The organism is Burkholderia cepacia GG4 (genome assembly GCF_000292915.1).
Taxonomy (GTDB): Bacteria; Pseudomonadota; Gammaproteobacteria; order Burkholderiales; family Burkholderiaceae; genus Burkholderia; species Burkholderia cepacia_D.
Map to the genome: position 1 here is coordinate 530,860 of NC_018513.1, position 25,965 is coordinate 556,824.

Genomic DNA, 25,965 nt, shown 5'->3' on the forward strand with positions numbered 1-25,965 from the left:
ATCGTGCGATTTGGCTTGCCGCTACGGCTTGCCGCCAGCGTCAGCCGGTGCCGCGTCCGGGCATGACGATTGCGCAGGAAAGATGCTGTAAGAAGTTGTAGGGAAACACCCGATGCGACGCTGCAGCGTCGCTCGTATGATGCGGGCTGTGACGTTGATCACGTTCACAGGATTCCGATCTCATGCCGTTCGCCAGACAGGCCGAACGGCATTTTTTTATGCGCCGCTCCTGGCGAGCAGGCGCCGCCGCGCGTCGAGCCGCGCGAGCAGCGCGCGCCTCGCGTCGTCGTCCGACGCCCGCCACCCCTTGATCTCGCCGCGCGTGCGCAGGCAACCTGCGCACCAGTCGGTACGCGGGTCGATCCTGCAGACGTCCGTGCACGGCGATGCGACCGTGCCGACCACTACCGGTACGTCGCTCATGCGTCGTGGCGCAATGCGACGTCGGCGATCGGCGCGCCCGTCAGCGTGACGAGCTCCTGCGGCGTCAGGTTGAACACCGCGTGCGGATGGCCGGCGGCCGCCCACAGGCTGTCGAGCTCGAGCAGGTCGGCGTCGATCAGCGTGACCGGGTCGACCAGATGGCCGATCGGGCAGACCCCGCCGATCGCGTAGCCGGTGTTGTCGCGCACGAACTTCGCATCCGCGCGGCCGACCGCACCGACTTGAGCGGCGACCTTCTGCTCGTCGACGCGGTTCACGCCGCTCGCGACGACGAGCACCGGCAGCCCGTCCGATTCACGGCGAAACAGGATCGACTTCGCGATCTGCGCGACCGAGCAGCCGAGGCCGGCCGCGGCTTCCGCAGAGGTCTTGCCGGTTTCGGCAAGCATCACGATCCCTTTCGCATGGCCGCGTTCGCGCAGCAGCAGCGCGACGCGTCGCGCGGAATCGGGGAGGGCGTCGAATGAAGCGGGTGTCGTCATCGTTGATCCGTGAATGTCGGGGTCAGACGCAGCTCGGGGCGTCGGCTGCGCTCTGTGCCTTGGCGAGCAGCGCGCGACCGGCGCGCGACACGTTCGCGCGGCCGATCGCGTTCGAGATGAAGTCGCCGGCAGCGACCACCTGCGCGAGATCGATGCCGGTGTCGATGCCGAGGCCCTGCAGCAGGTACAGCACGTCCTCGGTCGCGACGTTGCCGGTCGCGCCCTTCGCGTACGGGCAGCCGCCGAGGCCGGCCACCGATGCGTGAAAGATCTCGATCCCTTCGAACAGCGCCGCGTAGATGTTCGCGAGCGCCTGGCCGTAGGTGTCGTGGAAATGGCCCGACAGGCGTTCGCGCGGGAACACGCGCGTGACGGCCGCGAGCACTTCGCGCGTGCGCTTCGGCGTGCCGACGCCGATCGTGTCGGCGATGTCGATCTCGTCGCAGCCGAGCGCGGCGAAGCGTTCGACGACGTCGACGACCGATGCGACCGGCACATCGCCCTGGTACGGGCAGCCGAGCGTGCACGACACGCTGCCGCGCAGCCGCAGGCCGGCGTCCTTCGCGGCCTTCGCGACCGGCTCGAAGCGCGCGATGCTCTCGGCGATGCTGCAGTTGATGTTGCGCTGCGAGAACGCCTCGCTCGCCGCGCCGAAGATCACGACTTCGTCCGCGCGGGCGGCGAGCGCGTTCTCGAAGCCCTTCAGGTTCGGCGTGAGCACCGAGTACACGGTGCCCGCGCGACGTTCGATGCCGGCCATCACCTCGGCGCCGTCGGCCATCTGCGGCACCCATTTCGGCGACACGAACGACGCGGCCTCGACATTGCGGAAGCCGGCACGCGACAGCCGGTCGACGAGCGCGATCTTCACGTCGGTGGGCACGAAGGTCTTTTCGTTCTGCAACCCGTCGCGCGGGCCGACTTCAACGATCTTGACGGCGGTGGGGAACGTCATGGTTGTCTCCAGGTTTATGTAGGGCGGAATTCAGTAGCCGCGCGCGTAGTCGACGATGCCGCCGACGCGCTCGCCGCGCTCGAACGCGCGGATCTTGCCGGCGATCTGTTCGACGGCTTCGTCGCGCAGGGTCTCGGCCGAGCTGTGCGGCGTGATCGTGATGCGCGGCGCGTGCCAGAACGGGTGATCGACCGGCAGCGGCTCGTGCTGGAACACGTCGAGCGTCGCGGCGGCGACCTGCCCGCTCGCGAGCGCGTCGAGCAGGTCGGCTTCGACGAGATGCGCGCCGCGTGCGACGTTGACCAGGTACGCGCCCGGTGCGAGCCTGGCAAAGGTGCGCGCCGACAGGATGCCGTCGGTATCGCGCGTGCTCGGCAGCAGGTTCACGAGCACCTTCGCGCCGTCGACGCATGCGTCGAACGCGTCGTCGCCGGCGAAGGTCTCGATACCGTCGAGCTGCTTCGGGCTGCGGCTGTAGCCGCGCACCGGCAGGCCGAGTGCGGCCAGCGCCTGCGCGACCTGCGCGCCGAGCACGCCGAGGCCGAGCACGGCGACGGTGAAGCGCGCGCGCGCATGCGGCTCGAGCACCTGCCAGCGGCGTTCGCGCTGCAGCGCTTCGTATTCGTCGAAGCGACGCAGGTAGCGCAGCACCGCGTGCGTCACGTATTCGATCATCTGCTGCGCCATGCCCGAATCCTCGAGGCGCACCAGCGGCACGTCGCGCGGCAGCGTGCCGGGATGCGCACGGTCGAGCGCGAGCAGCGCGTCGACGCCGGCGCCGAGGTTGAAGATCGCGCGCAGGCCGTCGCGCGGCGCGAACAGCTCGCGCGGCGCGCGCCACACGAGCGCGTAATCGGCGGCGGCCGTGTCGCCCGGCTGCCACGCGCGCAGCTCGGCCTCGGGCAATGCCTGCGCGATCGCGTCTCGCCAAGCGCCGGCGTCCTGCTGCGGCGAGTAGAACAGGATCTTCATGCGGTTACTTCGCGAACAGCTGGCCGATGTCGGCGAATGCCTTGAATTCGAGCGCGTTGCCGCACGGATCGAGGAAGAACATCGTCGCCTGTTCGCCGACCTCGCCCTTGAAGCGGATATGCGGCTCGATCACGAAGCGCGTGTTTGCGGCCTTCAGTTTGTCGGCGAGCGCATGCCATTCGTCCATCGACAGCACGACGCCGAAATGGCGCACGGGTACGTTGTCGCCGTCGACCGGGTTCACCGCGCTCGCGCCGGTCTCGTCCGGCGCGAGGTGTGCGACGAGCTGGTGGCCGAAGAAGTCGAAGTCGACCCAGTGCGCCGAGCTGCGCCCCTCCGGGCAGCCGAGCAGACCGCCGTAGAACGCGCGCGCGCCGGCGAGGCTCGACACGGGGAAGGCGAGATGGAACGGGCGCAGCGCGCCGGCGGGCGTAGCGGACATCGGGCGTCTCCTGTCGATCGGAACCGGCGCGGGGCGCCCGGTTCGATCCGATGCAAGGCAAGCGGGAAGCCCACATTCTACGGTTTCGCGGCGGGTTGCGCCGCCATGAGGCTGCCGGCCGGCGCCGTGCGGCCCGCACCGGCCGACCCGGTGACCGTCCCGCGCAAAAGCAAAGCACAAAATATTGGTTCGGCCGCCGGGCGCGGCGCGCCACAATCGAACCTCGTCTCCAAGCAAAGCAAGCGAGGGCAATCATGCGCGCATGCAGCAAATCGGCGTGGCCGCCGCGGCTCGTGACCGTTCCGGGCCTGCACGGCAGCGAAGGCGCTCACTGGCAGACCTGGCTGGAGCGGCAGTTCCCGCGTTCGCTGCGGGTTGAACAGGCCGACTGGGATGCGCCCGACCTCGCGCGCTGGGCGCAGTCGGTACGCGCGTTGCTCGACCGCGAGCGCGGTCCGTTCGTGCTCGCCGCGCACAGCTTCGGCTGCCTCGCGGCCGCGCATGCGCTCGCGCAATGGCCGCAGGCGGCCGAGGTCGCGGGCGTGCTGCTCGTCGCGCCCGCCAGTCCGCAGAAATTCACGTTCGCCGGGCCGTTCGACGCGCGCCGGCTCGCGGTGCCGTCGATCGTGATCGGCAGCGAAACCGACCCGTGGATGCCGCTCGCCGATGCGCGCACGCTCGCGCAGCGGCTCGGCAGCGCGTTCGTGAACCTCGGCGACGCGGGGCACATCAACACTGCGGCCGGCTTCGGGCCGTGGCCGCGCGCGAAGTATTTCATCGACACGCTGGTTCATTGCGCGGCGCCGCTGCGTTTTCGCGACGCCGACGACGGCTTCGACGCCGCGCTCGTCGACCGCGCGCTCGCGCACGCGGTCTGAAATTGCGCGGCGGGTGCCGCGCAACGTCGTGCCGTGGCGCTTACGACGCGGCGACCGGCTGCACCGCGGCCGGGTCCGAGTAGCTCGGCCGGCCGTTCTCGACGTGGCCCGCGAAGCGGCGCGAGAACGTGCCGTTCGCGCCGTCGCTCACCGTTACGTCATACCAGTGGTGGCTCGCCGCGAGCGCCCACTGCTCGACGTGCTCGTCGCCGCCGTGCAGCGTCACCTGGCGCGCGGGCGCGCCGTACGCGTTGTCGGTCAGCGTCAGCGTGACGTGGCCCGCGCCAGGGTTGCGCAGCTTCAGGTACAGGTTGCCGTTCGCGATGTCGTAGCCGGCCTTCACCTCGGGCTGCGCGTGGTTGCGGCGGCGCGCCGTCTCGGCCGACACGTTGCCGGAGAACATCCGCACGAAACCGTTCGGCCCGTACACCGAGAACGCGTAGACGCCATTCGTTTGCGTCAGGTCGAAGTCCGCGTGCAGCACGCGGCGCGCGCCGACCGTGTAGCGCCACGGGCCGTCGGTGCGGTTCACCGCGTACACGTGGAAGTGCGCGCCCTGGTTGCCGCGGTTCGCGAACTCGATGCGCAGGGTGTTGCCGCCGTGGATGCTCGCGTTCACGTGCAGTTCGTACGGCAGTGCGCGCGCGGGCCGCACGCCGGGCTCCTGCGGATCGATCGGCGACGGCGTCGCGGGCACGGTCGGCGCGGGCTGCGACGTGCATTGCTGGTCCGCGACCGAGCGGTACTGGCTCGTATCGGGCAGCGACGGGAACGTCGCGTCGGACGAGCGGAAGTCGAACGCGGCGGTGAGGTCGCCGCACACCGTGCGGCGCCACGGCGTGATGTTCGGTTCGTCGACGCCGAAGCGCTCGCCGATGAAACGGATCACCGACGTGTGGTCGAACACCTGCGAGCACACGAAGCCGCCCTTCGACCACGGCGACACGACCGTCATCGGCACGCGCGGCCCGAGGCCGTAAGGCAGTCCGTCGGCGGTGTAGCTGCCGCCGCGGCCGGGGTTCACGACCGTATGCAGCTCGCCGTCGGTCGTCACGGTCGATACGCCCTGCGCAGCCGATGTCGGCGGCTGCGGCGGCACGATGTGATCGAAGAAACCGTCGTTCTCGTCGTACATGATGAACAGCACGGTCTTCGCCCACACGTCCGGATTCGACGTGAGCGCGTCGAGGATCTGCGACGTGTAGTTCGCGCCGTACGCGGGCGTGTATTTCGGATGCTCGGAGAACGCGGCGGGCGGCAGCAGCCACGATACCTGCGGCAGCCGGTCGTTGAGCACGTCGTCCTTCAGGTTGTCGAGCGTGCGGACCGTCTGCGCACGCTGGTACAGCGACGAGCCCGGCTGCGCGTTGATGAAGTTCGTGAAGTTCTGCAGGATGTTCGTGCCGTAGTTGCCGTTGTACGGGTCGGCCCAGGTGAGCCCCTGCTGGTAGATCTGCCACGACACGCCGCGCGCCTCGAGCCGTTCCGGGAAGGTCGTCCACGACAGCAGCTGGTACGCGGGCGGCAGGTCGCCGTCGACGTAGTCGGCGTTGTCGAGCAGCGGGCCGCCGAACTTGCCGGTCGGGTCGACCGTACCCGTCATCAGGTACGAACGGTTCGGGTGCGTCGGCCCCGGCAGCGAGCAGAAGTAGTTGTCGCACACGGTGAACGCATCGGCGAGCGCGTAGTGGAACGGGATGTCCTCGCGCACGTGATAGCCCATCGTCATGTCGGTCTTGTTCGCGGGCCACTGGTCGTAGCGGCCTGCGTCGATCGCTGCGTGGGTCTTCGCCCACGAGTGGTCGAGCGCGCCGAGGCACTGCGCGCTGGTCGTCTTGGTGTCGAGCCGGAACGGCAGCACGGGCTTCGTCGGGTCTTCCTTCGACGGCTGGTACCACACCGGCTTGCCGTTCGGCAGCGGGATCGGGAAGCGGTCGTTGTAGCCGCGCACGCCGCGCAGGTGTCCGAAGTAATGATCGAACGAGCGGTTCTCCTGCATGAACACGACGATGTGCTGGACATCGCGGATCGTGCCGGTGCCGCGCGCGGCCGGAATCGCGAGCGCACGGCGGATCGATTCGGGAAACGCGTTGAGCGCGACGGCCGCGCCGGCGGATTGTGCGACGGTCTGCAGGAAACGGCGGCGGCTGGATGACGTCATGTTATTTCACCTCGGTTCTGCGATCGGGGAACGGGGACACCAACAGGAACGGCGGGATCAGTGCGGCGACGATGCGGCGACGCCGGACGTGCCCGCGTTCGGCGCGGGCTTCGCGTCGTCGTCATCGTCGGGCGGGTAGTGAACGACGGGCGGCGCGAGCGGCGCGGCATCGGACGCGGCGGCGTTCGCACCGGCAGCACTGTTGAACGCGCTCGCGGCGCCGGACGATGCGCCGGCCTGTTGCGAGGCGTCGGTCGCGTGCGCGTCGTGCGGCGCGTCGTCGCTGCAGGCGGCGACGAAGGCGGTGGCACATAGAACGACGACGAGGGCAACACGACGCATCACTTCTCTCCTGGCAGGCGGATCGGGAAACGTTTTCGAGTATGCCGGTGCGATGCGACGATTCGGTGAATCGTTTGCGACCGGCGCGTGATCGCGAACGGCTTTCGTCGAGCCGACTAAATGCTTTCGCGCGCTTCGCCGCGCAGCCGGGCGCCGCGTGTCAGCGGCGCGGCGTCCGGCGCCGCACTTCGCTGCGCAGCCAGTCGAGCCACGTGCGGATCGCCGCTTCGCGCGGATGATCGGGGCGCCACACCACGTAGTGCGCATACACGTCGGTCACGCGCACCGTCGACACGCGCACGAGCGTGCCAGCCGCGAGTTCGGGTTCGATCAGCGAGCGGCGCGCGAGCGCGACGCCGCGTCCTTCCAGCGTCGCGTCGATCAATGCGTTCGCGTCGGTGAAGCGCGGCGCGCGCGCGGATTCGGTCAGGTCGAGCCGCGCGGCCTGGAACCACGGTTCCCACGGCTGCGCGGGATGGCGCAGCAGCGTCGCGCGCACGAGATCGGCTGGCGCGCGCGGCGCGATGCCGTCGCGATTGCGGTACGCGGGGCTCGCGACCGGGAACACCGTCTCGTTCATCAGCTTCTCGGCGGCTACGCCCGGCGAGGTGCCGGGCCCGTAGCGCGAGGCCGAGCGGTCGGTCGCGCGCTTCGCGAGTGTGGCCAAGGAAGGCGGGCTGCGGCCGTCCGGCGGCATAGCCGTTTCGTTCGACAGTTCGTTCGGATGACGAAGTTCGGACGTGTCCAATTGCCATGCCGGCTCCAATCCATTTGAATGAGAATCATTATCATCGATGGAGTGGAGTGAACATGAGCCTTTGCATTCAGTCGAACGCGCTGCCACCGCGTGGCGCGTCCGCGTCCGTGGCATTCGCGATGATGACCTGTGTGGCCGCACCGGCATGCGCAGACGAGGGCGAGCTGCGGCATGTGCCGCATCTGACTCCGATCTTCGTCCACGGCAATCGCGACGCCGGTTCGCTTGTCGACCGGTCGGGTTCCGCGAAATATGCGAAGCCGCTGCTCGACGTGCCGCAGACGATCACCGTCGTGCCGCGCGCGGTGCTCGACGAACAGCAGGCGCTGAGCCTGCGCGACGCGCTGTCGAACGTCGCGGGCATCACGTTCAACGCGGGAGAGGGCGGCGGCGGGTCGGGCGACATGTTCAATATCCGCGGCTTCGGCGCGAACGCGAACCTGCAGCTCGACGGGTTGCGCGACAGTGCGCAGAACAATCGCAGCGACCTGTTCAACATCGAGGCCGTCGAGGTGATCAAGGGGCCGAACTCGGTATTCGGCGGCGCGGGCACAACGGGCGGTTCGGTGAATCTGGTGAGCAAGACACCGAAAGCCGCGGCGCTCACGGAGGCCGGCACGATGCTCGGTACGTCCGGCTACCGCCGCGTGACGCTCGATGCGAACCGGCCGGTGCCCGGCACCGAAGGCCGGGCCGCGTTCCGCCTGAACGCGATGGCGCATGTCAACGATGTGCCGGGCCGCAACGACATCCGCAAGCGCCGCTGGGGCGTCGCGCCGTCGCTCGCGTTTGGCCTCGGCACGCCGACGCGCGTCACGCTCGGCTATTTTCACCAGTACGACAACAACCTGCCCGACTACGGGCTGCCGGCGCACAACGGCCAGGTGCTGGCCGGCATGTCGCGCGACCGCTATTTCGGCTGGCGCAATCTGGATCGCGAACGGATCACGTCCGACACGTTCACCGTGAAGGCCGAACACGACGTGTCGTCCGGCCTGAAGGTGCAGAACCTGAGCCGCTACGCGCACCTGAATCGCGATACGGTGATTTCGGGAGCGCGCGTGAGCCTGGAAGGGCTGCCGCCCGGGCGTTACAAGCCGGCCGGGCCGCAAGGCTACGGCCGCGACGCGTCGACCGCGATGTGGGCGAACCAGACGAACGTGACGAGCACGTTCACGACGTTCGGCGTCGGGCACACGCTCGTGACGGGCTTCGAGATCTCGCGCGAAACATACGGCCGCACGACCTATTCGTACGGGCTCAACCGGTTCTACCCGGCCGACGGCTTCGCGCTCGCGGCGCCACCCGGCGTGTGGCGCGGCCCGGCACAGCGCGAGGACAGTGCCCGCCAGGACACCGCGCTGGTCGTGAAGGCGCTGTACGCGTTCGACACGATCTCGGTCGGCCGCTACTGGGACATCGACGTCGGGCTGCGGCACGACTGGATCGACGGCTGGGCGGAAGGGGCCGCGGCCGGCAAGCCCGCCGAGCGCGCGGACAGTTCCGATCGTCACCTGAGCACGCGCGCGGGGCTCGTGTTCAAGCCAACCGACAACGGTCGCGTGTATTTCGCGTATGGCACGTCGTTCAACCCGTCCGCCGAATTTCTCGCGACTTCCGGCTCCGGCGTGAGCGCGGCAACTGGCGCGCTCGCGCCCGAGAAGAACGAGAGCTTCGAGCTCGGCGCGAAATGGGAGGGGCTCGCGGGCGTCGCGCTGAACGGCGCGCTGTTCCAGACCGAAAAGAACAACGCGCGCGAACGCATGGCCGACGGCAGCTACGCGCTCGTGGGCCGGCAGCGCGTTCGCGGCATCGAGCTCGGGGCTGCGGGCAAGGTGACGCCGCAGTGGGACGTGTTCGCCAACTACACGTATCTCGCGAGCGTCACGCTCAGTTCACCGGCCACGCCGCGCCGCGATGGGCAGGCGCTCGGCAACACGCCGCGGCACGCGTTCAACCTGTGGACGACCTATCGGTTGCCGGCGGGCTGGACGGTGGGCTACGGTTCGCACTTCGTCGGCCGGCGCAACGTGACGTCGCAAGGCGACGGCAAGCTCGGTGCGTACTGGGTGCACAACCTGATGGCGTCGTACGACGTGAGCCGCAGGCTGCGCTTCCAGCTGAACGTCGACAACCTGTTCGATCGCGCCTACGTCGAACGCGTGCGGCAGGTGGCGGGAAACGCATCGCAATCGTCGGCCGTCGAGTTCGGCGACGGCCGCTCGGCGATGCTGTCGGCCGTGTACAAGTTCTGAATGCCGCGCCATGCGGTCGGGCAGGACGGGCGTCGCCGCTGGCGCCCGCTTGCTGGCTAGCGGGCAAACAACGGGTACGTTGCCGCCGCGATCAGCGCGGTCGCGAGCCACACCACGCTCCACGAGCTGACGGCGAGCAGCGGCGGAATCGCGAGCGGCGTCGCGAACAGCCCGAGATAGACGATCGTGTTCGCCATCCCGAGCGCGGTACCCGCGTGGTTCGCGCCCGCGAGCGTCGCGAGTTCGGTGTACGCGACGCCGTGCCAGGCCGACACGCAGATGCCGGCGAACACGAGGATCGCGACGATCGCGGCGAGTGGCACATGCGGGCTGCCGGCGGTCGCGGCCGCGAGCAGCGCGAACGATCCGGCCGCGACGCAGACCGACCCGCGCAGGTACGCACGCCGGTTGCCGTGCCGGTCGGTATGGCGGCCGCTCCACACGCGCATCACCATCGCGCCCAACTGCAGCGCGACCATCGCCGCGCTGATGCCGGCGAGGCCGAGCCGGCCGAAATCGTGCAGGAACACGGTCGCGAACGTGAGTACCGCGAACTGTGGCGCACACAGCGCGCCGATGCCGAGCACGATGCGCCAGACGCGGCCGCTCGCGAGCGGACTGCGCGCGGGCGCGGCCGGCGGTTGCTGCCCGACGGCGCGGTTCGCGGCGACGGGCGCGGTGGCCGCCGTGTCGGGCGGTTCGTGCAGCCAGCGCCACGTGAGCGCGGCCGATCCGGCACACAGCAGCATCAGCGCGCCGTACACCGCGGCGAAGCCCGCATGCGAAGCGAGCGACGGCAGCAGCGCCGCGCCGACGCCGCCGCCCAGCGGTACGGCCGTCTGGCGGATGCTCATCGCGAGCCCGCGCTCGCGCTCGCCGAACCAGCGCATCACCGCGCGGCCGCTCGATCCGTTCACGCTGCCGCCGAGCAGGCCGACGCAGCACATCGCCGCGACGACGCGCATGAGCGGCGGCACCGCATGCGCGGTCGGCACGATCGTGACCACCATCAGCGCGAGCATCGCGGCCGTCGCGACGAGGCCGGTGAGCAGCACGCGGCGATCGCCGAAGCGGTCGGCGGCGATCCCCCATGGCAGTTCGGACAGTGCGACGCCGAAGCCGAGCGCGCCGAGCACGAGGCCCAGCGCACCGTTGTCGAGGTGATAGGCCGAGCGCATCCATACGGCGGTGGTTGGAATGCCGCTCGCGGCGGCGGAAAAGCTCATGTTGGCGGCGACGCCGGCCGCGAGCACGCGCCAGCGATGGGCCGCGCCGCGTGTGTCGTGTGCGGGCGAGGACGGGGAGGCGAGGCAGGAAGTATCCATGACGACAGAGCCCGTTTGGAAATTGACATCGCCAGTGTGGCGACCTACATTCATCCTGAAAATCGGAAAGTTTTTGATGAATCGTTCGATAAAACGGGATGGTTGAAATGTCCGGACAAGACAATCCCCACGGCGACGCGTCGCTCGCGGCGGCGGACGCCGCGCTGGCCCGGCCGAACTTCGACGTCGCGGCGTTGCGCAGCCTCGTCGCGGGCGTGGATCTCGGCAGCTTCGCGAAGGCTGCCGATCGCGTCGCGCGTTCGTCGTCGGCGGTGAGCGCGCAGATCCGCAAGCTCGAGGAGCAGGCCGGCACGCCGCTGTTCGTGAAGGCCGGGCGCGGGCTTGCGCTGACCGACGCCGGCGACGCGATGCTGCGCTATGCGCGGCGGATGATCGAGCTGAACGACGAGGCGGCCGCGGCCGTGCGCGGCGTGAATCTCGACGGCTGGGTGCGGGTCGGCCTGCAGGAGGACTTCGGCGAAGCGATCCTGCCCGACGTGCTCGGGCGTTTCGCGCGTGCGCATCCGAAGGTGAGGATCGAGGCGCGCGTCGCGCGCAATGCCGAGTTGCTCGAGCGGCTCGACGCGAACCAGCTCGATCTCGCGCTCGTGTGGGGCGACCCGGCGTCGGCGGCGCTGGTGTCGCGCGCGGGCATCGACAGCGACGCGATCGCGCAGGTGCCGATGCGCTGGATCGCGGCGGTGGGCGCGGGCGGTTTCGGTGTGCCGGAGGGCGGCGGGCAGGCGGATGAGGCAGGCGACGGCGAGGCGGGCAATCGAGCCGTTCGCGCGTCAGGCGAGCCGTTGCCGCTCGTCGTATTCGACCGGCCGTGCCGCTTCTTCGGCGCGGCGACCGATGCGCTCGACCGCGCGGGCCTGCCGTGGCGCGTCGCGTTCACGACGCCGAGCCTGGCCGGGCTATGGGCCGCGGCGGCGGCCGGCCTCGGGCTGACGGTGCGCTCGCACTACGGGCTGCCCGCGTCGGTGCGGGTGCTCGACGCGGCGTCGTCCGGGCTGCCGGAACTGCCGAGCCTGCCGTTGATGCTGCTGCGGCGCACGTCGTCGGCGACGCCGACCGTCGAGCGGCTGGCGCGGATCGTCACACAGGCGGTGCGGGACGCGACGCGAGGGGAGGCGGGGGCGCTGGCGGCGTGATGGCGATCGACACGCATGCGCTCGGCTGGGCGTTCGGCCTATTGGAGGGACGGGGCTAATGTCGTGACAATGGTGGATCACTCAATGGAGGCCATCATGCAAGTTGCCACTGTCCCGGAAGCCGCGCTCGATCTTCAGCGGCTTCTCGATGCCGCGATCGCCGGCGAACGCGTCGTGATCATGCAGGACGGCAAGCAGTCCGTCCGGCTCGTACCGCTCAAGCCGATTCATCATTACGGGCTCCTCAAGGGGCAGATATGGATCGCGGACGACTTTGACTCACCGCTTCCCGATGATGTGCTGGATGCGTTCGAAGGAAAGTGATGCGGCTGCTATTCGATACGCACATCTTTCTCTGGATGTGGGCCAATGATCCGAAATTGAGCGCTCGCGCGCGCAATCTGATTGCTGAAGCCGATGAGGTGTTCATCAGCAGCGCGAGCATCTGGGAAGTCGCGATCAAGGCCGGGACGGGGAAGCTGGACGTGGATGTGGACCGGATGGTCGAAGCGATTGCGATGAGCCGATATCGTGAGCTGCCGGTTCGGGCCGCGCACGGCGCAGCCGTGCGCTATTTGCCCCACTATCATCGCGATCCGTTCGACCGCTTGCTGGTCGCACAGGCCTGGTCCGAACCGATGCTGCTCATCACCGCCGACGGCCATCTTGCGCAGTATGGCGCGTCGCGGATTCTGACGGTCTGAAACAGTTTCGGGAGCGAAATCCTACGCTGCCGCGACAACCTGCGCCGACGCCTCCAGTTCCTCACAGAGCTTGCCCAGCCGCTCCCGCAACCCCTCGCTCGCCGGCACGAACGGCAACCGCAACCCGTCCTCGCACCACCCCTGCGCGGCCAGCAGCGCCTTCACCGGCGCCGGATTCGGCTCCGCGAACAGCGCCGCAATGAGCGGCTGCAGCGCGACCGACAGCCGCCGCGCGTCAGCGAGCCGGCCGTCGCGCAGCAGCGCGTGGATGCGCACATGCCATTCGGGCAGCACATGCGCGCTGCTCGCGATCGCGCCATGCGCACCGGCGCACAGCGCGGCGAAGTTCTGGTTGTCGTCGCCCGAGAGGATCGCGAGCGGCGTGTCGTGCACGAGCCGACTCATCCGGTCGAGCGTGCCGCCGCACTCCTTGATGCCCGCAACGCGCGGGTCGCGCGCGAGCGCCTGCAGCGTGTCCAGTTCGACATTCACGCCGGTGCGGTACGGGATGTTGTAGACGAGGACCGGCAGGTCGGCCGCGTCGACGATCGCCTCGACGTGGCGGCGGATGCCGTCCTGCGTCGGCCGAACGTAGACCGGCGGCGTGACGAGCAGCCCGTCGGGCCGCAGCGTGGCGAGCGCGCGCGCGCGGGCGGCCGCGAAGTGCGTCGCGCTCGCGGTGAGCCCGACGACGATCGGCAGGTCGGGCACCGCATCGCGCAGCGTCGCGAACACGGCGTCCTGTTCGCGCGCGTCGAGCAGCACGCCCTCACCGGTCGTCGCACCCGCGACGAAACCCGCGATGCCCGCCGCCGCATAGTGGCGGGCGAGTCGCGCGAGCGCGCCGTGGTCGATTTCGCCGTCGTGGAACGGCGTGATGAGCGGCAGCCAGATACCTTCGAAACGTGTGTGCATGCAAAGCCTCATGGTGGAAACGGAGTGGGAAGGAACCGTTCCGCCGGCGGTGTGCCGGAACGAGGCGTGCGAGCGAGGAGAAAGAAACGACCTGCGGGCATCCCGTCCGGCATTCGCCTGACGGGACGCGACGTCCCCGTCAGTCGAGGAGTCGTTTTTTCAGTTTCAGCCCGGCCGCGCGCGCACCTGCCGCGACGGCGGCGAGGATCGAGGGCGAGCGCAGGGCAGCGGACATGGATGAACCGGGAAAGGGGCTGAACGGCGATCTTAACATCGGATCGGGCGGGCACGCGAGCGGCGCGCGCCGGTTAGCAGGATTCGAGATTTGCTTTGCATGACAGATTGGAAAGCGCGCGGCGCCCGGCCGCTAGAATGCCCGCTTACGTTTCGATGACAGCGCGTACGCGCGCCGTCACGCACATTCACCACCACTGGAAACGGGGCATATCGCGATGGCAAGCATCAAGGGGATCGGCCGCTGGCTGCACACGGGTACGGCGGCGGCGCTGGTCGTGGCGGCGACGGCCGCTCACGCGGACACGTCGATCCTGAACGTGTCGTACGACGTGACGCGCGAGCTGTACAAGGACATCAACACGAGCTTTGCCGCCGCGTACAAGCAGCAGACCGGCGAGACGGTGACGATCAAGCAGTCGCACGGCGCGTCGAGCGCGCAGGCGCTGTCGGTGCTGCAGGGGCTGCAGGCCGACGTCGTGACGATGAACCAGCCGAACGACATCGACCTGCTCGCCGAGCGCGGCCAGCTGCTGCCGAAGGACTGGCGCGCGCGCTTCCCCGACAACAGCTCGCCGTACTCGACGACGATGGTGTTTCTCGTGCGCAAGGGCAACCCGAAGGCGATCAAGGACTGGGGCGATCTCGCGAAGCAGGGCGTGCAGGTGATCATCGCGAACCCGAAGACGTCGGGCAACGGCCGCTACGCGTATCTCGCCGCATGGGGCTACCAGAAGCAGAAGGGCGCGACTGACCAGCAGGCGCTCGAGTTCGAGAAGGCGGTGTTCCGCAACGTGCCGGTGCTCGATTCGGGCGGTCGCGGCGCGACGACGACGTTCACGCAGCGCGGCATCGGCGACGTGCTCGTCACGTTCGAGAACGAGGTCGCGCTGATGGATACAGGGGCGTCCGGTGCGGAATTCGACGCGGTGTATCCGTCGGCGAGCATCCTCGCGGAGCCGCCGGTCGCCGTCGTCGACAGGGTCGTCGACAAGAAGGGCACGCGCAAGGCCGCGCAGGCGTATCTCGACTACCTGTACACGCCGCAGGCGCAGGAGATCATCGCGCAGCACCATCTGCGCCCGCGCGATGCGAACGTGCTGAAGAAGCATGCGGCCGAGTTCAAGCCGCTGAAGACGTTCAGCGTCGAGCAGGTTTTTGGCAGCTGGGCGAACGCGCAGAAGACCCACTTCGCCGACGGCGGCACGTTCGACCGCGTGATCGTCGACCGCAAGTAAGCACGGCGCCTCCCGGCAGGATGACCGCGCAGCCGGCCGCTCATGCGGCCGGTTTTTTTCGCCGTCGCGCGGCGGCGGGCGCCTGCCGCGCGGCGCAGGTCCGCTCCGCAGCGGTGCGCATTCCCCGCCGTCGCCCCGCGTGCTACGCTCATCGCCTTCCTGCTTCTGGCATCGCGCGATGAACGTCGATTCGTCCTCCCCAGCCTCCCGCGGCCGTGGCCGCAAGATCTGGTCGGGCACCCGCCCCGTGATCGCGTACGGGATGCCGCCGCTCGGCTGGCGCGACCTCTATCACCGTGCGCTGACGGTGAGCTGGCCCGTGTTCTTCCTGTCGCTCGCGATGCTGTTCCTGCTGCTCAACGGCGGCTTCGCGACGCTCTACCTGCTCGGCAACGCGTCGATCGCGAACCAGTCGCCGGCCGGGTTCGGCGGTGCGTTCTTCTTCAGCGTCGAGACGCTCGCGACGGTCGGCTATGGCGACATGCATCCGCAGACCGTCTACGCGCACCTCGTCGCGACCTTCGAGATCTTCATCGGGATGTCGGGCATCGCGCTGGCCACCGGGCTGGTGTTCGCGCGGTTTTCGCGGCCGCAGGCGAAGATCCTGTTCGCGCGCTACGCGATCGTGCGGCCGCTGAACGGCCGGATGACGCTGATGGTGCGCGCCGCGAATGCGCGCCAGAACGTGATCGCCGAAGCGCAGGCGAAACTGCGGCTGATGCGCGTCGAGGGCACGCACGAGGGCTACACGCTGCGCAAGATCCACGACCTGCCGCTCGTGCGCAGCGAGCATCCGATCTTCCTGCTCGGCTGGAACCTGATGCACGTGATCGACGAAGCGAGCCCGCTGTTCGGCGAGACGGCCGAATCGCTCGCCGCGCGCGACGCGTCGCTGCTGATCACGATCGAGGGCTCCGACGAGACGACCGCGCAGGTCATGCAGGCGCGCTACTCGTGGACCCATGCGGAGCTTCGCTGGCGTTACCGCTATGTCGACCTGATGCACGAGGAAGGCGGTGTCACGCACATCGACTACACGCATTTTCACGAGGTGGTGCCGGTCGAGGTCGATACGGACGAGCGCGGCTCGCCGGGGGCCGTGATCGATGCGGGCGGCGCGGCGCAGACACCCGGGCCGGCCGCATAGGGCCGGCTGTCGGCGGCAACAGGCACCGGCATCCGGGGGTGATCGCCGCCACCGAAAGCCGCGCCGTTCACGCGTCACGCATGCAGCAGTCGCGCCGCTTCGCGCTGTTCGACCGCAACCGCGCGGCGGTAGCCGTCGCGGTCCTCGGCACGCGCGACGTAGTCGCCGAGCACCCCTTCGTGCGGCAGCAGGTGCGCGTCGAACGCGATCTTCAGCGTGCTGGCAAGCAGCAGGTCGGCTGCGGTGAAATGGTCGCCGACGAGCCACTGGCTGTGGGCGAGCGTTTGCGCAAGCGCGCGCTGCACGCGCGTGATGTTGCCCCAGCCGAACGCGACCGGATTGCCCGACGCGCCGGTGAATTTTTCGGCCATCGCGGGCTCGACGCAGGTGGGTGTGAAGAACATCCACTGCAGGAAGCGGCCGCGCAGCGGATCGTCGGGCGCGATGCCGAGCCCGGCACCCGGACAGCGATCGGCGAGATAGAGCAGCACCGCACCGGATTCGGCGAACGGTTCGCTGCCATCGTCGAGCGCGGGCAGCTTGGCCATCGGATTGACCTGGATGAACGCCTCGCTGCCCTGTTCGTGCGAACGCAGGTCGATCGGCACGAGCTCGTAGACAACGCCGATTTCTTCCAGCATCCACAGCGCCCGGAATGCCCTGGTTTTCGGCCAGTAGTAGAGCTTCATCGCGCCTCCGCGTATTGGTGTGCGTGTCGGTTCGGTGGATGCTCAAGCGTACCCGAGCCGGCGAGGTTCGGACAGGGGCGGCCGACGGCAGCGACGGGTCGTGGGATTGCGCCAGGCCGGCGGTTGTGCGTGGTCGGTCGGATGCGGATCGGCGTCGAAATTCGCGCAAAGCCAGGTGTGGTCGGAATTCGTGATCTAACTAGTTATAAATAAACTAGTTATGAATAATTTCGAGAATGCCCGGTACGAAGCCGGTGCGACTACAATGGCCCGCCGATCTTGCGGCAGCATCGCGGGCGGTGGTGCGCGCACCGGACGATGACCGCCGATGTGCCGCGAAACGCTAAACCCGGGCCGCCACGCGCAGGTCGTCCGCATGATTGAATTCAGGTCCATGCGATCGCATGCGGCGAATCAGGCGCTGTCGTCGTGCGCCGAATGCCGGTTCGATCGCGCACGGAGAACCGCAACGGATGGCGAACGACGATCGCATCACGATCATTCCCCGGCGAACGCCGGAATCGGCAGCGATGCGCGCCGAGCTCAAGCGGACGATGGAAATCATCGCGCGGCTGAACCGTCTGACGTTCGACGATGCGGACGAAGTCCGGAGCTTGTTCGGCGAACTGATCGGCCAGCCGATGGATGACGGCTTCCTGCTGATCCCGCCGTTCTACGCGACCGGCGGCGCCGATACCCGGATCGGCCGCAACGTCTTCGTAAACCAGAACTGCACGTTCCATGATCTCGGCGGCCTCGACCTCGGCGAAGACGTGATGATCGGGCCGAACGTGAGCCTCATCACGTCGGGCCATCCCGTCGAGCCGTCGCGCCGGCGCGACTTCGTGGTCGCCCGGCCGATCGTGATCGGGAAAAACGTGTGGATCGGCGCGGGGGCGACGATCATCGGCGGCGTGACGGTCGGCGAGAACTCGGTTGTTGGCGCGGGTTCCGTCGTGACGCGGGACGTTCCGCCGGATACGCTGGTCGGCGGAAACCCGGCGCGGATCATCCGTTCGATTGCCGAGTGAGCGCGCTCGCAAGCGTGGGCTCGCCTGGCGGTGGGTGCGGAGCGTGTGGACAACCCGCCTCCCCACCCACTCGAAATGCTGTGGATTCGAATGGTGAGTGTGCGCCCGGAGGTCGAATCTACGGGGCTTCCCGGCATTCGGCGATGGCCGCGAGCGGACGCATGAACCGGCTCTGACGATGGGCTGGCGGTGAATATCGGCGCAGTATCGGTTGTGGATATCCCGGCCGCGAAACCACTCGACATGCTGTGCATTTCACCGGTGAGGGTGTCCGCCTGCGGCCGGATGCTCGTCGCAGGGTGTGGACAACCAGGGTCCGCAACGACGAAAAATGCTGTGCTTTTGAGGGGTGAGCGTCGCCGTCCCAATGCGCGTGAGGCTTGTCTGGTGCGGTTCTCCGGACGTCCAGCGAGATGCGCAGCGCCGCGCATTCTAACGGCACGCGCGGATCGGTGATAGGTCCGGACGCGTAGTGCGGTGTGGATATCCTGCCGCCGGACCCACTCGAAGCGCAGTGTATTTCAATGGTGAGCGTCGCCGCCCGATCGAGCGAGGCGCTCGCTTGTGCGCCCGTTCCCGCTCTCCGGCGCGGCTCGAAGGGTCGCGCATTCTAACCGCACTCGCGCATGCGCGTTTCGTTCGAGTGCGTGGCTCGATGTGGATATGCGGCATCCGAAGCGACTCGACGCGCTGTGTATTTCCATGTTGAGCATGCGTGGGCGATCGGTCGGCAGCCTGCTTCCGTGCGACTAGCCGGCCCGTAGCGGGATCCGGCGTGCGGCGTGTTCTTCGCGCGAGCACCGGCCAGGTCGTCGAATCGAACTGCCGGCTCCAATGTGCTCTCCCGGTCTTTGCGATTCATGTGCAGCGCTGTTCATTCCAGCGGTCGCCGTTGGTGCTCGATCCTGCGGAGCGCCGCACTTTGTCTGAATATCCGGCCGTCGACCCCGGTCGCAATACTCCCGATTCCGACGCGATGAACGAGTTCGTGCTCGGTGTTGGTACTCGAGCGCGTGTGGATATCCTGTCGCCCAGACCTGTCGGCGTGCTGTTTAATTCAGCGGCGCGGGAGGGTGCATGCTGCTCGGCTGCGTATGCGTGCATTGCGTTACACGGTGCTCCGAGCGGCTGATTGTGTCGCTATTCACACCCGAGTCCGCACCTTCGTTCGATAGCATGCCGACGCTCACCGTTGAATTTCACAGTGTTTTGAGTGGTCGTGGGTCGAGCTATCCACACCCGAATTGGCACCCGCGTTCGATCGCGTGCTGGTGCTCACCGTTGAATTTCACAGCGTTTTGAGTTGTCGTTGGTCGAGCTATCCACACCCGAATTGGCACCCGCGTTCGATCGCGTGCTGGTGCTCACCGTTGAATTTCACAGCGTTTTGAGTTGTCGTTGGTCGAGCTATCCACACCCGATCCGCACGCCCTCGTTCGACCTCGCGGCTGCACTCATCAATCAACTCCACGGCCCCCCGACATCTCGCCGAGCCGGTCATCCACACTGAAACCGGCATCCGGGCGTCCAGCACGCCGCGATGGAACGCCGACATCCCGCGTCTCTTCCGCGACCGGACAGGCGCATCGGCACGTTGGGCGGGCGGATGGCGGTGTGGATATCGAGCCACCGAACCGACTCGCAATCCTGTGCAACCGAAAGGTGCGGGCGCGCGCCGTAGCGTCGGGATGCGGATGCGGCCGTGTGGATATCTCTCGCCGGCATCCACTCGTCGCGCTGTGGAATTCGGCGGTGAGCGTCGGAATCCGGACGAACTGCGGACCGACTTCGGTGTGGACATCCCGGCCCCAGCACCACTCGAAACCCTGTGAAATCGCAGGGTGAGCATGCGCATGCGATCCGCCTGACAGCCGCCGCATTGTGGACATCCCGCACCCGCGACCAGTCCGAACGCTGTGCATGGCATCGGTGAGGACGTTCGACCTCCACCGCCCAAACCCTTGTCACACGGGCCGCGAGCGTCCGCCGCCGCGCCCGCGGGCCGCCTTCCGTTCATTCGCGGCTTTTCCGGACGACCCACGCGCCCACGCCGATGCGCCCTCAACCGTCGCCTGCCACCCTGCGCGAAAACTCTCTCAAATCACGACCAAAACCTGCGCAGTTTTTCTCACTCCGACGCCGCCCGAGCAAGATGAGAAAAAACTTTCTCGTCTCTCCGCGAAAAAATATAGCTATCCAGCCGCTCCCGGCCGGCGTCGCCCCGACGCCCCGGCGCGCGGCCCAGAACAGCACAATCAGGAGACATCCCCATGACCGCCCGCCTGCCAGTCGACGGCCCGCCCGCTCTATCCGACTACCGTCTGACCGACAACCTGACCGCCACGCGCGGCCGGATCTTCCTGACCGGCACGCAGGCGCTGGTCCGCCTGATGCTGATGCAGCGCGCGTCCGACACCGCGCAGGGACTCAACACGGCCGGCTTCGTCAGCGGCTATCGCGGCTCGCCGCTCGGGATGGTCGACCAGCAACTGTGGAAGGCGAAGAAACTGCTCGACGGCAGCGGCGTGCGCTTCCTTCCGGCCATCAACGAGGAACTCGGCGGCACCGCGGTGCTCGGCACGCAGCGCGTCGAGGCCGACCCGGAGCGCACCGTCGATGGCGTGTACGCGATGTGGTACGGCAAGGGCCCCGGCGTCGACCGCGCCGGCGACGCGCTGAAGCACGGTAATGCCTATGGTTCGTCGCCGCACGGCGGCGTGCTGGTGGTCGCGGGCGACGACCACGGCTGCGTGTCGTCGTCGATGCCGCACCAGAGCGACTTCGCGATGATCGCGTGGCACATGCCGGTCGTGAATCCGTCGAACATCGCCGACATGCTCGAGTTCGGCCTGTACGGCTGGGCGCTGTCGCGCTACTCCGGCGCATGGGTCGGCTTCAAGGCGATCTCGGAAACGGTCGAGTCGGGCTCGACCGTCGATCTCGATGCGCTGCAGACGCAATGGCCGGCGCCGCCGGGCTTCACGCCGCCGGCGGGCGGCCTGCACAACCGGTGGCCCGATCTGCCGAGCCTCACGATCGAGGCGCGCCTCGCCGCGAAGCTCGACGCGGTGCGCCATTTCGCGCGCAGCAACAGCATCGACAAATGGATCGCGCCGAGCGCGCAGGCGAACGTCGGCATCGTCACCTGCGGCAAGGCGCACCTCGACCTGATGGAAGCGCTGCGCCGTCTCGACCTGACGGTCGCCGATCTCGACGCGGCCGGCGTGCGGATCTACAAGGTCGGCCTGTCGTATCCGCTCGAGATGACGCGCATCGAGACCTTCGTCGACGGGCTCGCCGAAGTGCTCGTGATCGAGGAGAAGGGGCCGGTCATCGAGCAGCAGATCAAGGACTACCTGTACAACCGCACGGACGGCGCGCGCCCGCGCGTACTCGGCAAGCACGATGCGCAGGGCGCAAGCCTGCTGTCCGAGCTCGGCGAGCTGCGGCCGTCGCGGATCCTGCCGGTGTTCGCCGCGTGGCTCGCGCGGCACAAGCCGGCGCTGGATCGCCGCGAACGCGTCGTCGATCTCGTCGCGCCGCAGATCCTCTCGAACGAGGCGGACGCGGTGAAGCGCACGCCGTACTTCTGCTCGGGCTGCCCGCACAACACGTCGACCAAGGTGCCGGAAGGCTCGATCGCGCAGGCCGGGATCGGCTGCCACTTCATGGCGTCGTGGATGGAGCGCGACACCACGGGCTTGATCCAGATGGGCGGGGAGGGCGTCGACTGGGCCGCGCACGCGATGTTCACCAACACGAAGCACGTGTTCCAGAACCTCGGCGACGGCACCTACTTCCACTCGGGCATTCTCGCGATCCGCCAGGCGGTCGCCGCGAAGACGAACATCACGTACAAGATCCTCTACAACGACGCGGTCGCGATGACGGGCGGCCAGCCGGTCGACGGCAGCATCTCGGTGCCGCAGATCGCGCGGCAGGTCGAGGCGGAAGGCGTGTCGCGCTTCGTCGTGGTGTCCGACGAACCGGAGAAGTACGACGGCCATCACGGGCAGTTCCCGCCGGGCACGACGTTCCATCACCGCAGCGAACTCGACACGGTGCAGCGCGAGCTGCGCGAGACGCCGGGCGTCACCGTGCTGATCTACGACCAGACCTGCGCGGCCGAGAAGCGTCGGCGCCGCAAGAAGGGCGAATTCCCCGACCCGGACAAGCGCCTGTTCATCAACGACGCGGTGTGCGAAGGCTGCGGCGACTGCGGCGTGCAGTCGAACTGCCTGTCGGTCGAGCCGCTCGAGACGCCGCTCGGCCGCAAGCGCCGCATCGACCAGTCGTCGTGCAACAAGGACTACTCGTGCGTGAACGGCTTTTGCCCGAGCTTCGTGACGGTCGAAGGCGCGGCGCTGAAGAAGGCCGCGGGCGCGGCGTTCGACGAGGCGGCGCTAGCCGTGCGCGTCGACGCGTTGCCGGTGCCCGCGACGCATCTCGACGCGGCGCCGTACGACATGCTCGTGACGGGCGTCGGCGGCACGGGTGTTGTGACGGTCGGCGCGCTGATCAGCATGGCCGCGCACCTCGAAGGCAAGAGCGCTTCGGTGCTCGACTTCATGGGCTTCGCGCAGAAGGGCGGTTCGGTGCTGTCGTTCGTGCGGATTGCGTCGAGCGACCAATGGTTGAACCAGGTGCGCATCGACACGCAGCAGGCGGACGTGCTGCTCGCGTGCGACATGGTGGTCGGCGCGAGTGCCGAGGCACTGCAGACGGTGCGTCACGAGCGTTCGCGGATCGTGGTCAACACGCACCGGATTCCGAACGCGTCGTTCGTGCAGAACCCCGACGCGAACCTGCACGCGGATGCGCTGCTCGAAAAGATGCACCATGCGGCGGGTGACGGCTACCTGTCGAGCTGCGACGCGCAGGCGCTCGCCGCGAAATTCCTCGGCGACTCGATCGGCGCGAACATCCTGATGCTCGGCTACGCGTGGCAGCTCGGCCTCGTGCCGGTGTCGCTCGCCGCGATGATGCGCGCGATCGAGCTGAACAACGTCGCGGTGCCGATGAACAAGCTCGCATTCGCGATCGGCCGGATGGCGGCCGGCGACGCGGTGGGTCTCGAGGCATTGTGGAATGCGCGTCACAAGGTGGTCGCGGAGGTCGCACCGGCGACGCTCGCCGAGCTGATCGCCGATCGTGAAGCGCGCCTCGACGCATACGGCGGCGCGCATTACGTCGAGCGCTACCGCGCACTGGTGAACGCGGCGCGTGCGAAGGGCGACGATGCGCTGACGCGCGCGGTCGCGACGACGTTCTATCGGCTGCTCGCGGTGAAGGACGAATACGAGGTCGCGCGGCTGTACGCGGACGGCACGTTCCGCACGGCGCTCGAAGCGCAGTTCGAAGGCGTGCCGGGGCAGGACTATCGCGTGAAGTTCAACCTTGCGCCGCCGACGGTCGCGAAGGCCGGCAGCGACGGCAGCGCGCCGAAGAAGCGCGTGTTCGGCCAGTGGATGTGGCCGGTGCTCGGCACGCTCGCGCGCGTGCGCAGCCTGCGCGGCACGTGGCTCGATCCGTTCGGCCGCACCGCCGAGCGCAGGATGGAACGCGCGCTCGCGGACGACTACGAGACGACGCTCACGCGCGCGCTCGCCGCGACGACGGCCGGCAATGCGGCGCAGGTCGCGCAGCTGGCGGATCTTCACGCCCGCGTGCGCGGCTTCGGTCACGTGAAGGTGCGCAACCTCGCCGGCGTGAAGCGCGCCGAGCGCGAGCTCGCGCTGCAGCTCGGCATCGATGCGGCGACGAGTGCGGCCGTGCAGCACGCGCTCGACGAGATGAAGGGCGCGGGGATGCTGAAGGGGATTCCGGTCGTCGTCGCGAAGTAACGCGAACGCGCGCGGATATGAAAACGGCGACGCCCGCGCGTCGCCGTTTTTTTCATGGACGGCGGTGCCAGCGCACCGCGCGCCGTGCGCCGTGCAGTCAGATGATGCCTTTCTTGCGCGTCGACAGTGCCGTTTCCGACAGGTCGATCTCGCGGATCAGCTTGGTCAGCGTCTCGTCCGAGATCTTGCTCTCGCTGCGCAGCCGGTACAGCACCGATCGCTCCGCGCGCACGGCCGCGATCCGCATCTGCAGCTCCATCGTCTCGGTCTGCTTCGCTTCCGCGCGCGGCGTCGGGCCGTCCTCGGCGAGTGCGGCGAGGCGGCGGCGGTACTGGTCCATCACGCGCGCGGAGATGTCGGCGCAGCGCGCGGCGCCCGATTCGTCGAGATTGGTCGAGATCGCATCGTGCGACGAGTCGATCGCACGGATCGCGGCCTGCGCGGCGGCCGCGCGCGCGGTGCGTTCCTCGTCGGCCAGCGGGTTGCGCGTCGAGCGCACGCCGCGCAGCAGCAGCGGCAGGCCGATCACCGCGACGATCAGCGAGCCGAGAATCACGGCCGACGCGACGAAGATCGCGGTGTCGCGTCCGGGCAGCGGCGCACCGTCGGACAGCGCGACGGGGATCGACAGCACGCCCGCGAGCGTGACCGCGCCGCGCACGCCGCCGACCGTCATTACTGCGATCGTGCGCACGCCGGCCATCGTGCCCGCGAGGCCCTGGCGCGCGGCACGGCGGCTCGCGATCCAGCGCAGCAGCCAGACCCACAGGAAGCGGATCGCATACAGCGCGACCATCATCGCGCACACGTTGAAGATCATCCGGCCGACGAGCACGTCGCTCGTGTGGTGCGCGTCGACCAGCGCGCGGCCGATGATGTGCGGCAGCTGCAGCCCGAGCATGATGAACACCATGCCGTTGAACACGAACTCGATCATCGCCCAGGTGCTTTCGGCACGCACGCGCGACGCGACCGTGCTTTTGCGCGAGAAGCTCGTGTAGTTCATCATCATCCCGGCCGACACGGCCGCGAGCACGCCCGACAGGTCGAGGTGCTCGGCGAACAGATACGCGGCGAAGGGCACGAGCAGCGTCATCACGATGCCGGGGGCCGGATCGCCTTCCTGCTCGGCGTTCAGGAAGCGCGTCGACAGCGCGCTGAACACCCACGACACGATCGCGCCCGTCGCGAGCCCGCCGGCGGCGACGATCACGAACGTGACCGACGCTTCGCGCAGCGAGAACATGCCGGTGAGCGCGGCCGCGACCGCGAACTTCAGCGCGACGAGGCCCGACGCGTCGTTCATCAGCGCCTCGCCTTCGAGGATGTGCATCAGTTGCGGCGGAATGCGCCCCTTGCCGGCGATGCCCGACAGCGCGACCGCGTCGGTCGGCGACAGCACGGCCGCGAGGGCGAACGCGATCGGCAGCGGCAACTCGGGTATCAGCCAGTGCGCGAAGTAGCCCACCGCGAGTACCGTCATGAATACGAGCCCGAACGCGAGCATCAGGATCGCGCGGCGCTGCAGGTACAGCTCGCGTTTCGGAATCCGCCAGCCGTCCGCGAACAGCAGCGGCGGAATGAACAGCAGCATGAAGATTTCGGGATCGAACGTGACGTGCAGGTTCAGCTTCGGCCACGCGAGGATCGCACCGAACGCGATCTGCATCAGCGGCAGCGGAAGCCGCAACGGCAGCACGCGCGTGACCGCGCCGGACAGCGCGACGGTGAGCAGCAGGATCAGGACTGTGAAGACGATTTCCATCGATACGGCAATTGTGGAGAATGAAACGACCGTACGGAGTTTAGCGTGACGGCGTGACGGGTGCGCTCGCGTGCCCCGGTGCGCATGCACGCAAACGGTGCAGCCGGCCTGCGCCACGGTGGTGCGACGCCCCCGAACGCAGGCGCGGCGGCCGTGTTAAGCCCTTGCACGGAGCTTGCTTGATGCTTGCGTACCGTCCGGCACCGGCCGGACAACCGAGGATTCGACCATG

The 25,965-nt window shown here is 68.4% G+C and carries 20 protein-coding genes and 1 pseudogene; 9 read left to right on the plus strand and 12 right to left on the minus strand.

What is annotated here, in order from left to right; genetic code table 11:
• Window positions 1-216: 216 nt before the first annotated feature.
• From GEM_RS02370 to GEM_RS02390, 5 genes are read right to left on the minus strand one after another with little or no spacing between them, the layout of a single operon-like run.
• Entirely contained in the window at window positions 217-423 is a 207-nt protein-coding gene (locus GEM_RS02370; RefSeq protein ID WP_014895855.1) for a DUF1289 domain-containing protein, read from the minus strand.
• The gene (locus tag GEM_RS02375) at window positions 420-926 is read right to left on the minus strand and encodes a YbaK/EbsC family protein (RefSeq protein ID WP_014895856.1); all 507 of its coding nucleotides are present in this window, start codon (window positions 924-926) and stop codon (window positions 420-422) included. Before GEM_RS02375 ends, GEM_RS02370 begins: the two co-directional genes overlap by 4 nt.
• A gap of 22 nt (window positions 927-948) precedes the next feature.
• Window positions 949-1,881, minus strand: a complete 933-nt coding sequence (locus tag GEM_RS02380; protein WP_014895857.1) for a hydroxymethylglutaryl-CoA lyase — start codon at window positions 1,879-1,881, stop codon at window positions 949-951.
• A gap of 30 nt (window positions 1,882-1,911) precedes the next feature.
• Entirely contained in the window at window positions 1,912-2,853 is a 942-nt protein-coding gene (locus GEM_RS02385; protein ID WP_014895858.1) for a 2-hydroxyacid dehydrogenase, read from the minus strand.
• 4 nt (window positions 2,854-2,857) lie between these two features.
• Entirely contained in the window at window positions 2,858-3,295 is a 438-nt protein-coding gene (locus GEM_RS02390; RefSeq protein WP_014895859.1) for a VOC family protein, read from the minus strand.
• A gap of 254 nt (window positions 3,296-3,549) precedes the next feature.
• Between GEM_RS02390 and GEM_RS02395 the strand changes: the two genes are divergently transcribed.
• Window positions 3,550-4,173: an RBBP9/YdeN family alpha/beta hydrolase gene (locus GEM_RS02395; RefSeq protein ID WP_014895860.1), complete on the plus strand. Its 624-nt coding sequence runs from the start codon at window positions 3,550-3,552 to the stop codon at window positions 4,171-4,173.
• A gap of 40 nt (window positions 4,174-4,213) precedes the next feature.
• On the opposite strand, the gene GEM_RS02400 is transcribed toward GEM_RS02395, so the two are convergent.
• From GEM_RS02400 to GEM_RS02410, 3 genes and pseudogenes are all read right to left on the minus strand, one after another.
• Window positions 4,214-6,334 carry a phosphocholine-specific phospholipase C gene (locus tag GEM_RS02400; RefSeq protein ID WP_014895861.1) on the minus strand — a complete coding sequence of 707 codons (2,121 nt, stop codon included), beginning with the start codon at window positions 6,332-6,334 and terminating at the stop codon, window positions 4,214-4,216.
• A 57-nt stretch (window positions 6,335-6,391) separates the two neighbouring features.
• The gene (locus GEM_RS02405; protein ID WP_014895862.1) at window positions 6,392-6,676 is read right to left on the minus strand and encodes a hypothetical protein; all 285 of its coding nucleotides are present in this window, start codon (window positions 6,674-6,676) and stop codon (window positions 6,392-6,394) included.
• Window positions 6,677-6,836: 160 nt separating this feature from the next.
• Window positions 6,837-7,346, minus strand: a pseudogene (locus GEM_RS02410) (LysR substrate-binding domain-containing protein); the annotation flags it as partial.
• Between the two features lie 140 nt (window positions 7,347-7,486).
• Between GEM_RS02410 and GEM_RS02415 the strand changes: the two are divergent.
• Window positions 7,487-9,688 carry a TonB-dependent receptor gene (locus tag GEM_RS02415; RefSeq protein WP_014895864.1) on the plus strand — a complete coding sequence of 734 codons (2,202 nt, stop codon included), beginning with the start codon at window positions 7,487-7,489 and terminating at the stop codon, window positions 9,686-9,688.
• A 56-nt stretch (window positions 9,689-9,744) separates the two neighbouring features.
• Here the strand turns inward: GEM_RS02415 and GEM_RS02420 are convergent, their stop codons facing one another.
• Entirely contained in the window at window positions 9,745-11,013 is a 1,269-nt protein-coding gene (locus GEM_RS02420) for an MFS transporter (protein WP_014895865.1), read from the minus strand.
• A 107-nt stretch (window positions 11,014-11,120) separates the two neighbouring features.
• Here GEM_RS02420 and GEM_RS02425 point away from each other — a divergent pair, with 107 nt between their 5' ends.
• From GEM_RS02425 to GEM_RS02435, 3 genes are all read left to right on the plus strand, one after another.
• Window positions 11,121-12,167 carry a LysR substrate-binding domain-containing protein gene (locus GEM_RS02425; protein ID WP_014895866.1) on the plus strand — a complete coding sequence of 349 codons (1,047 nt, stop codon included), beginning with the start codon at window positions 11,121-11,123 and terminating at the stop codon, window positions 12,165-12,167.
• A 96-nt stretch (window positions 12,168-12,263) separates the two neighbouring features.
• A complete protein-coding gene (locus GEM_RS02430) occupies window positions 12,264-12,491 on the plus strand; it encodes a type II toxin-antitoxin system Phd/YefM family antitoxin (protein ID WP_014895867.1) in 228 nt (75 codons plus the stop codon).
• Complete coding sequence (locus GEM_RS02435; RefSeq protein ID WP_014895868.1) at window positions 12,491-12,871, plus strand: type II toxin-antitoxin system VapC family toxin; 381 nt, start codon at window positions 12,491-12,493, stop codon at window positions 12,869-12,871. The genes GEM_RS02430 and GEM_RS02435 overlap by 1 nt, the downstream gene beginning before the upstream one ends.
• 21 nt (window positions 12,872-12,892) lie before the next feature.
• Here GEM_RS02435 and dapA read toward each other — a convergent pair whose 3' ends face one another.
• Window positions 12,893-13,786: a 4-hydroxy-tetrahydrodipicolinate synthase gene (dapA, locus tag GEM_RS02440; protein ID WP_014895869.1), complete on the minus strand. Its 894-nt coding sequence runs from the start codon at window positions 13,784-13,786 to the stop codon at window positions 12,893-12,895.
• Between the two features lie 452 nt (window positions 13,787-14,238).
• Between dapA and GEM_RS02445 the strand changes: the two genes are divergently transcribed.
• Window positions 14,239-15,258, plus strand: a complete 1,020-nt coding sequence (locus GEM_RS02445; RefSeq protein WP_014895870.1) for a sulfate ABC transporter substrate-binding protein — start codon at window positions 14,239-14,241, stop codon at window positions 15,256-15,258.
• Window positions 15,259-15,436: 178 nt separating this feature from the next.
• On the plus strand, window positions 15,437-16,405 hold the full coding sequence (locus GEM_RS02450; RefSeq protein ID WP_014895871.1) for an ion channel: 969 nt from the start codon (window positions 15,437-15,439) through the stop codon (window positions 16,403-16,405).
• A 74-nt stretch (window positions 16,406-16,479) separates the two neighbouring features.
• Here GEM_RS02450 and GEM_RS02455 read toward each other — a convergent pair whose 3' ends face one another.
• Window positions 16,480-17,094, minus strand: a complete 615-nt coding sequence (locus GEM_RS02455; RefSeq protein WP_014895872.1) for a glutathione S-transferase family protein — start codon at window positions 17,092-17,094, stop codon at window positions 16,480-16,482.
• A gap of 473 nt (window positions 17,095-17,567) precedes the next feature.
• Here GEM_RS02455 and GEM_RS02460 point away from each other — a divergent pair, with 473 nt between their 5' ends.
• Window positions 17,568-18,125: a sugar O-acetyltransferase gene (locus tag GEM_RS02460; protein WP_014895873.1), complete on the plus strand. Its 558-nt coding sequence runs from the start codon at window positions 17,568-17,570 to the stop codon at window positions 18,123-18,125.
• A gap of 2,270 nt (window positions 18,126-20,395) precedes the next feature.
• Window positions 20,396-23,968, plus strand: a complete 3,573-nt coding sequence (locus tag GEM_RS02465; protein ID WP_014895875.1) for an indolepyruvate ferredoxin oxidoreductase family protein — start codon at window positions 20,396-20,398, stop codon at window positions 23,966-23,968.
• A gap of 97 nt (window positions 23,969-24,065) precedes the next feature.
• Here GEM_RS02465 and GEM_RS02470 read toward each other — a convergent pair whose 3' ends face one another.
• Window positions 24,066-25,733 carry a Na+/H+ antiporter gene (locus tag GEM_RS02470; protein WP_014895876.1) on the minus strand — a complete coding sequence of 556 codons (1,668 nt, stop codon included), beginning with the start codon at window positions 25,731-25,733 and terminating at the stop codon, window positions 24,066-24,068.
• Window positions 25,734-25,965 lie beyond the last annotated feature (232 nt).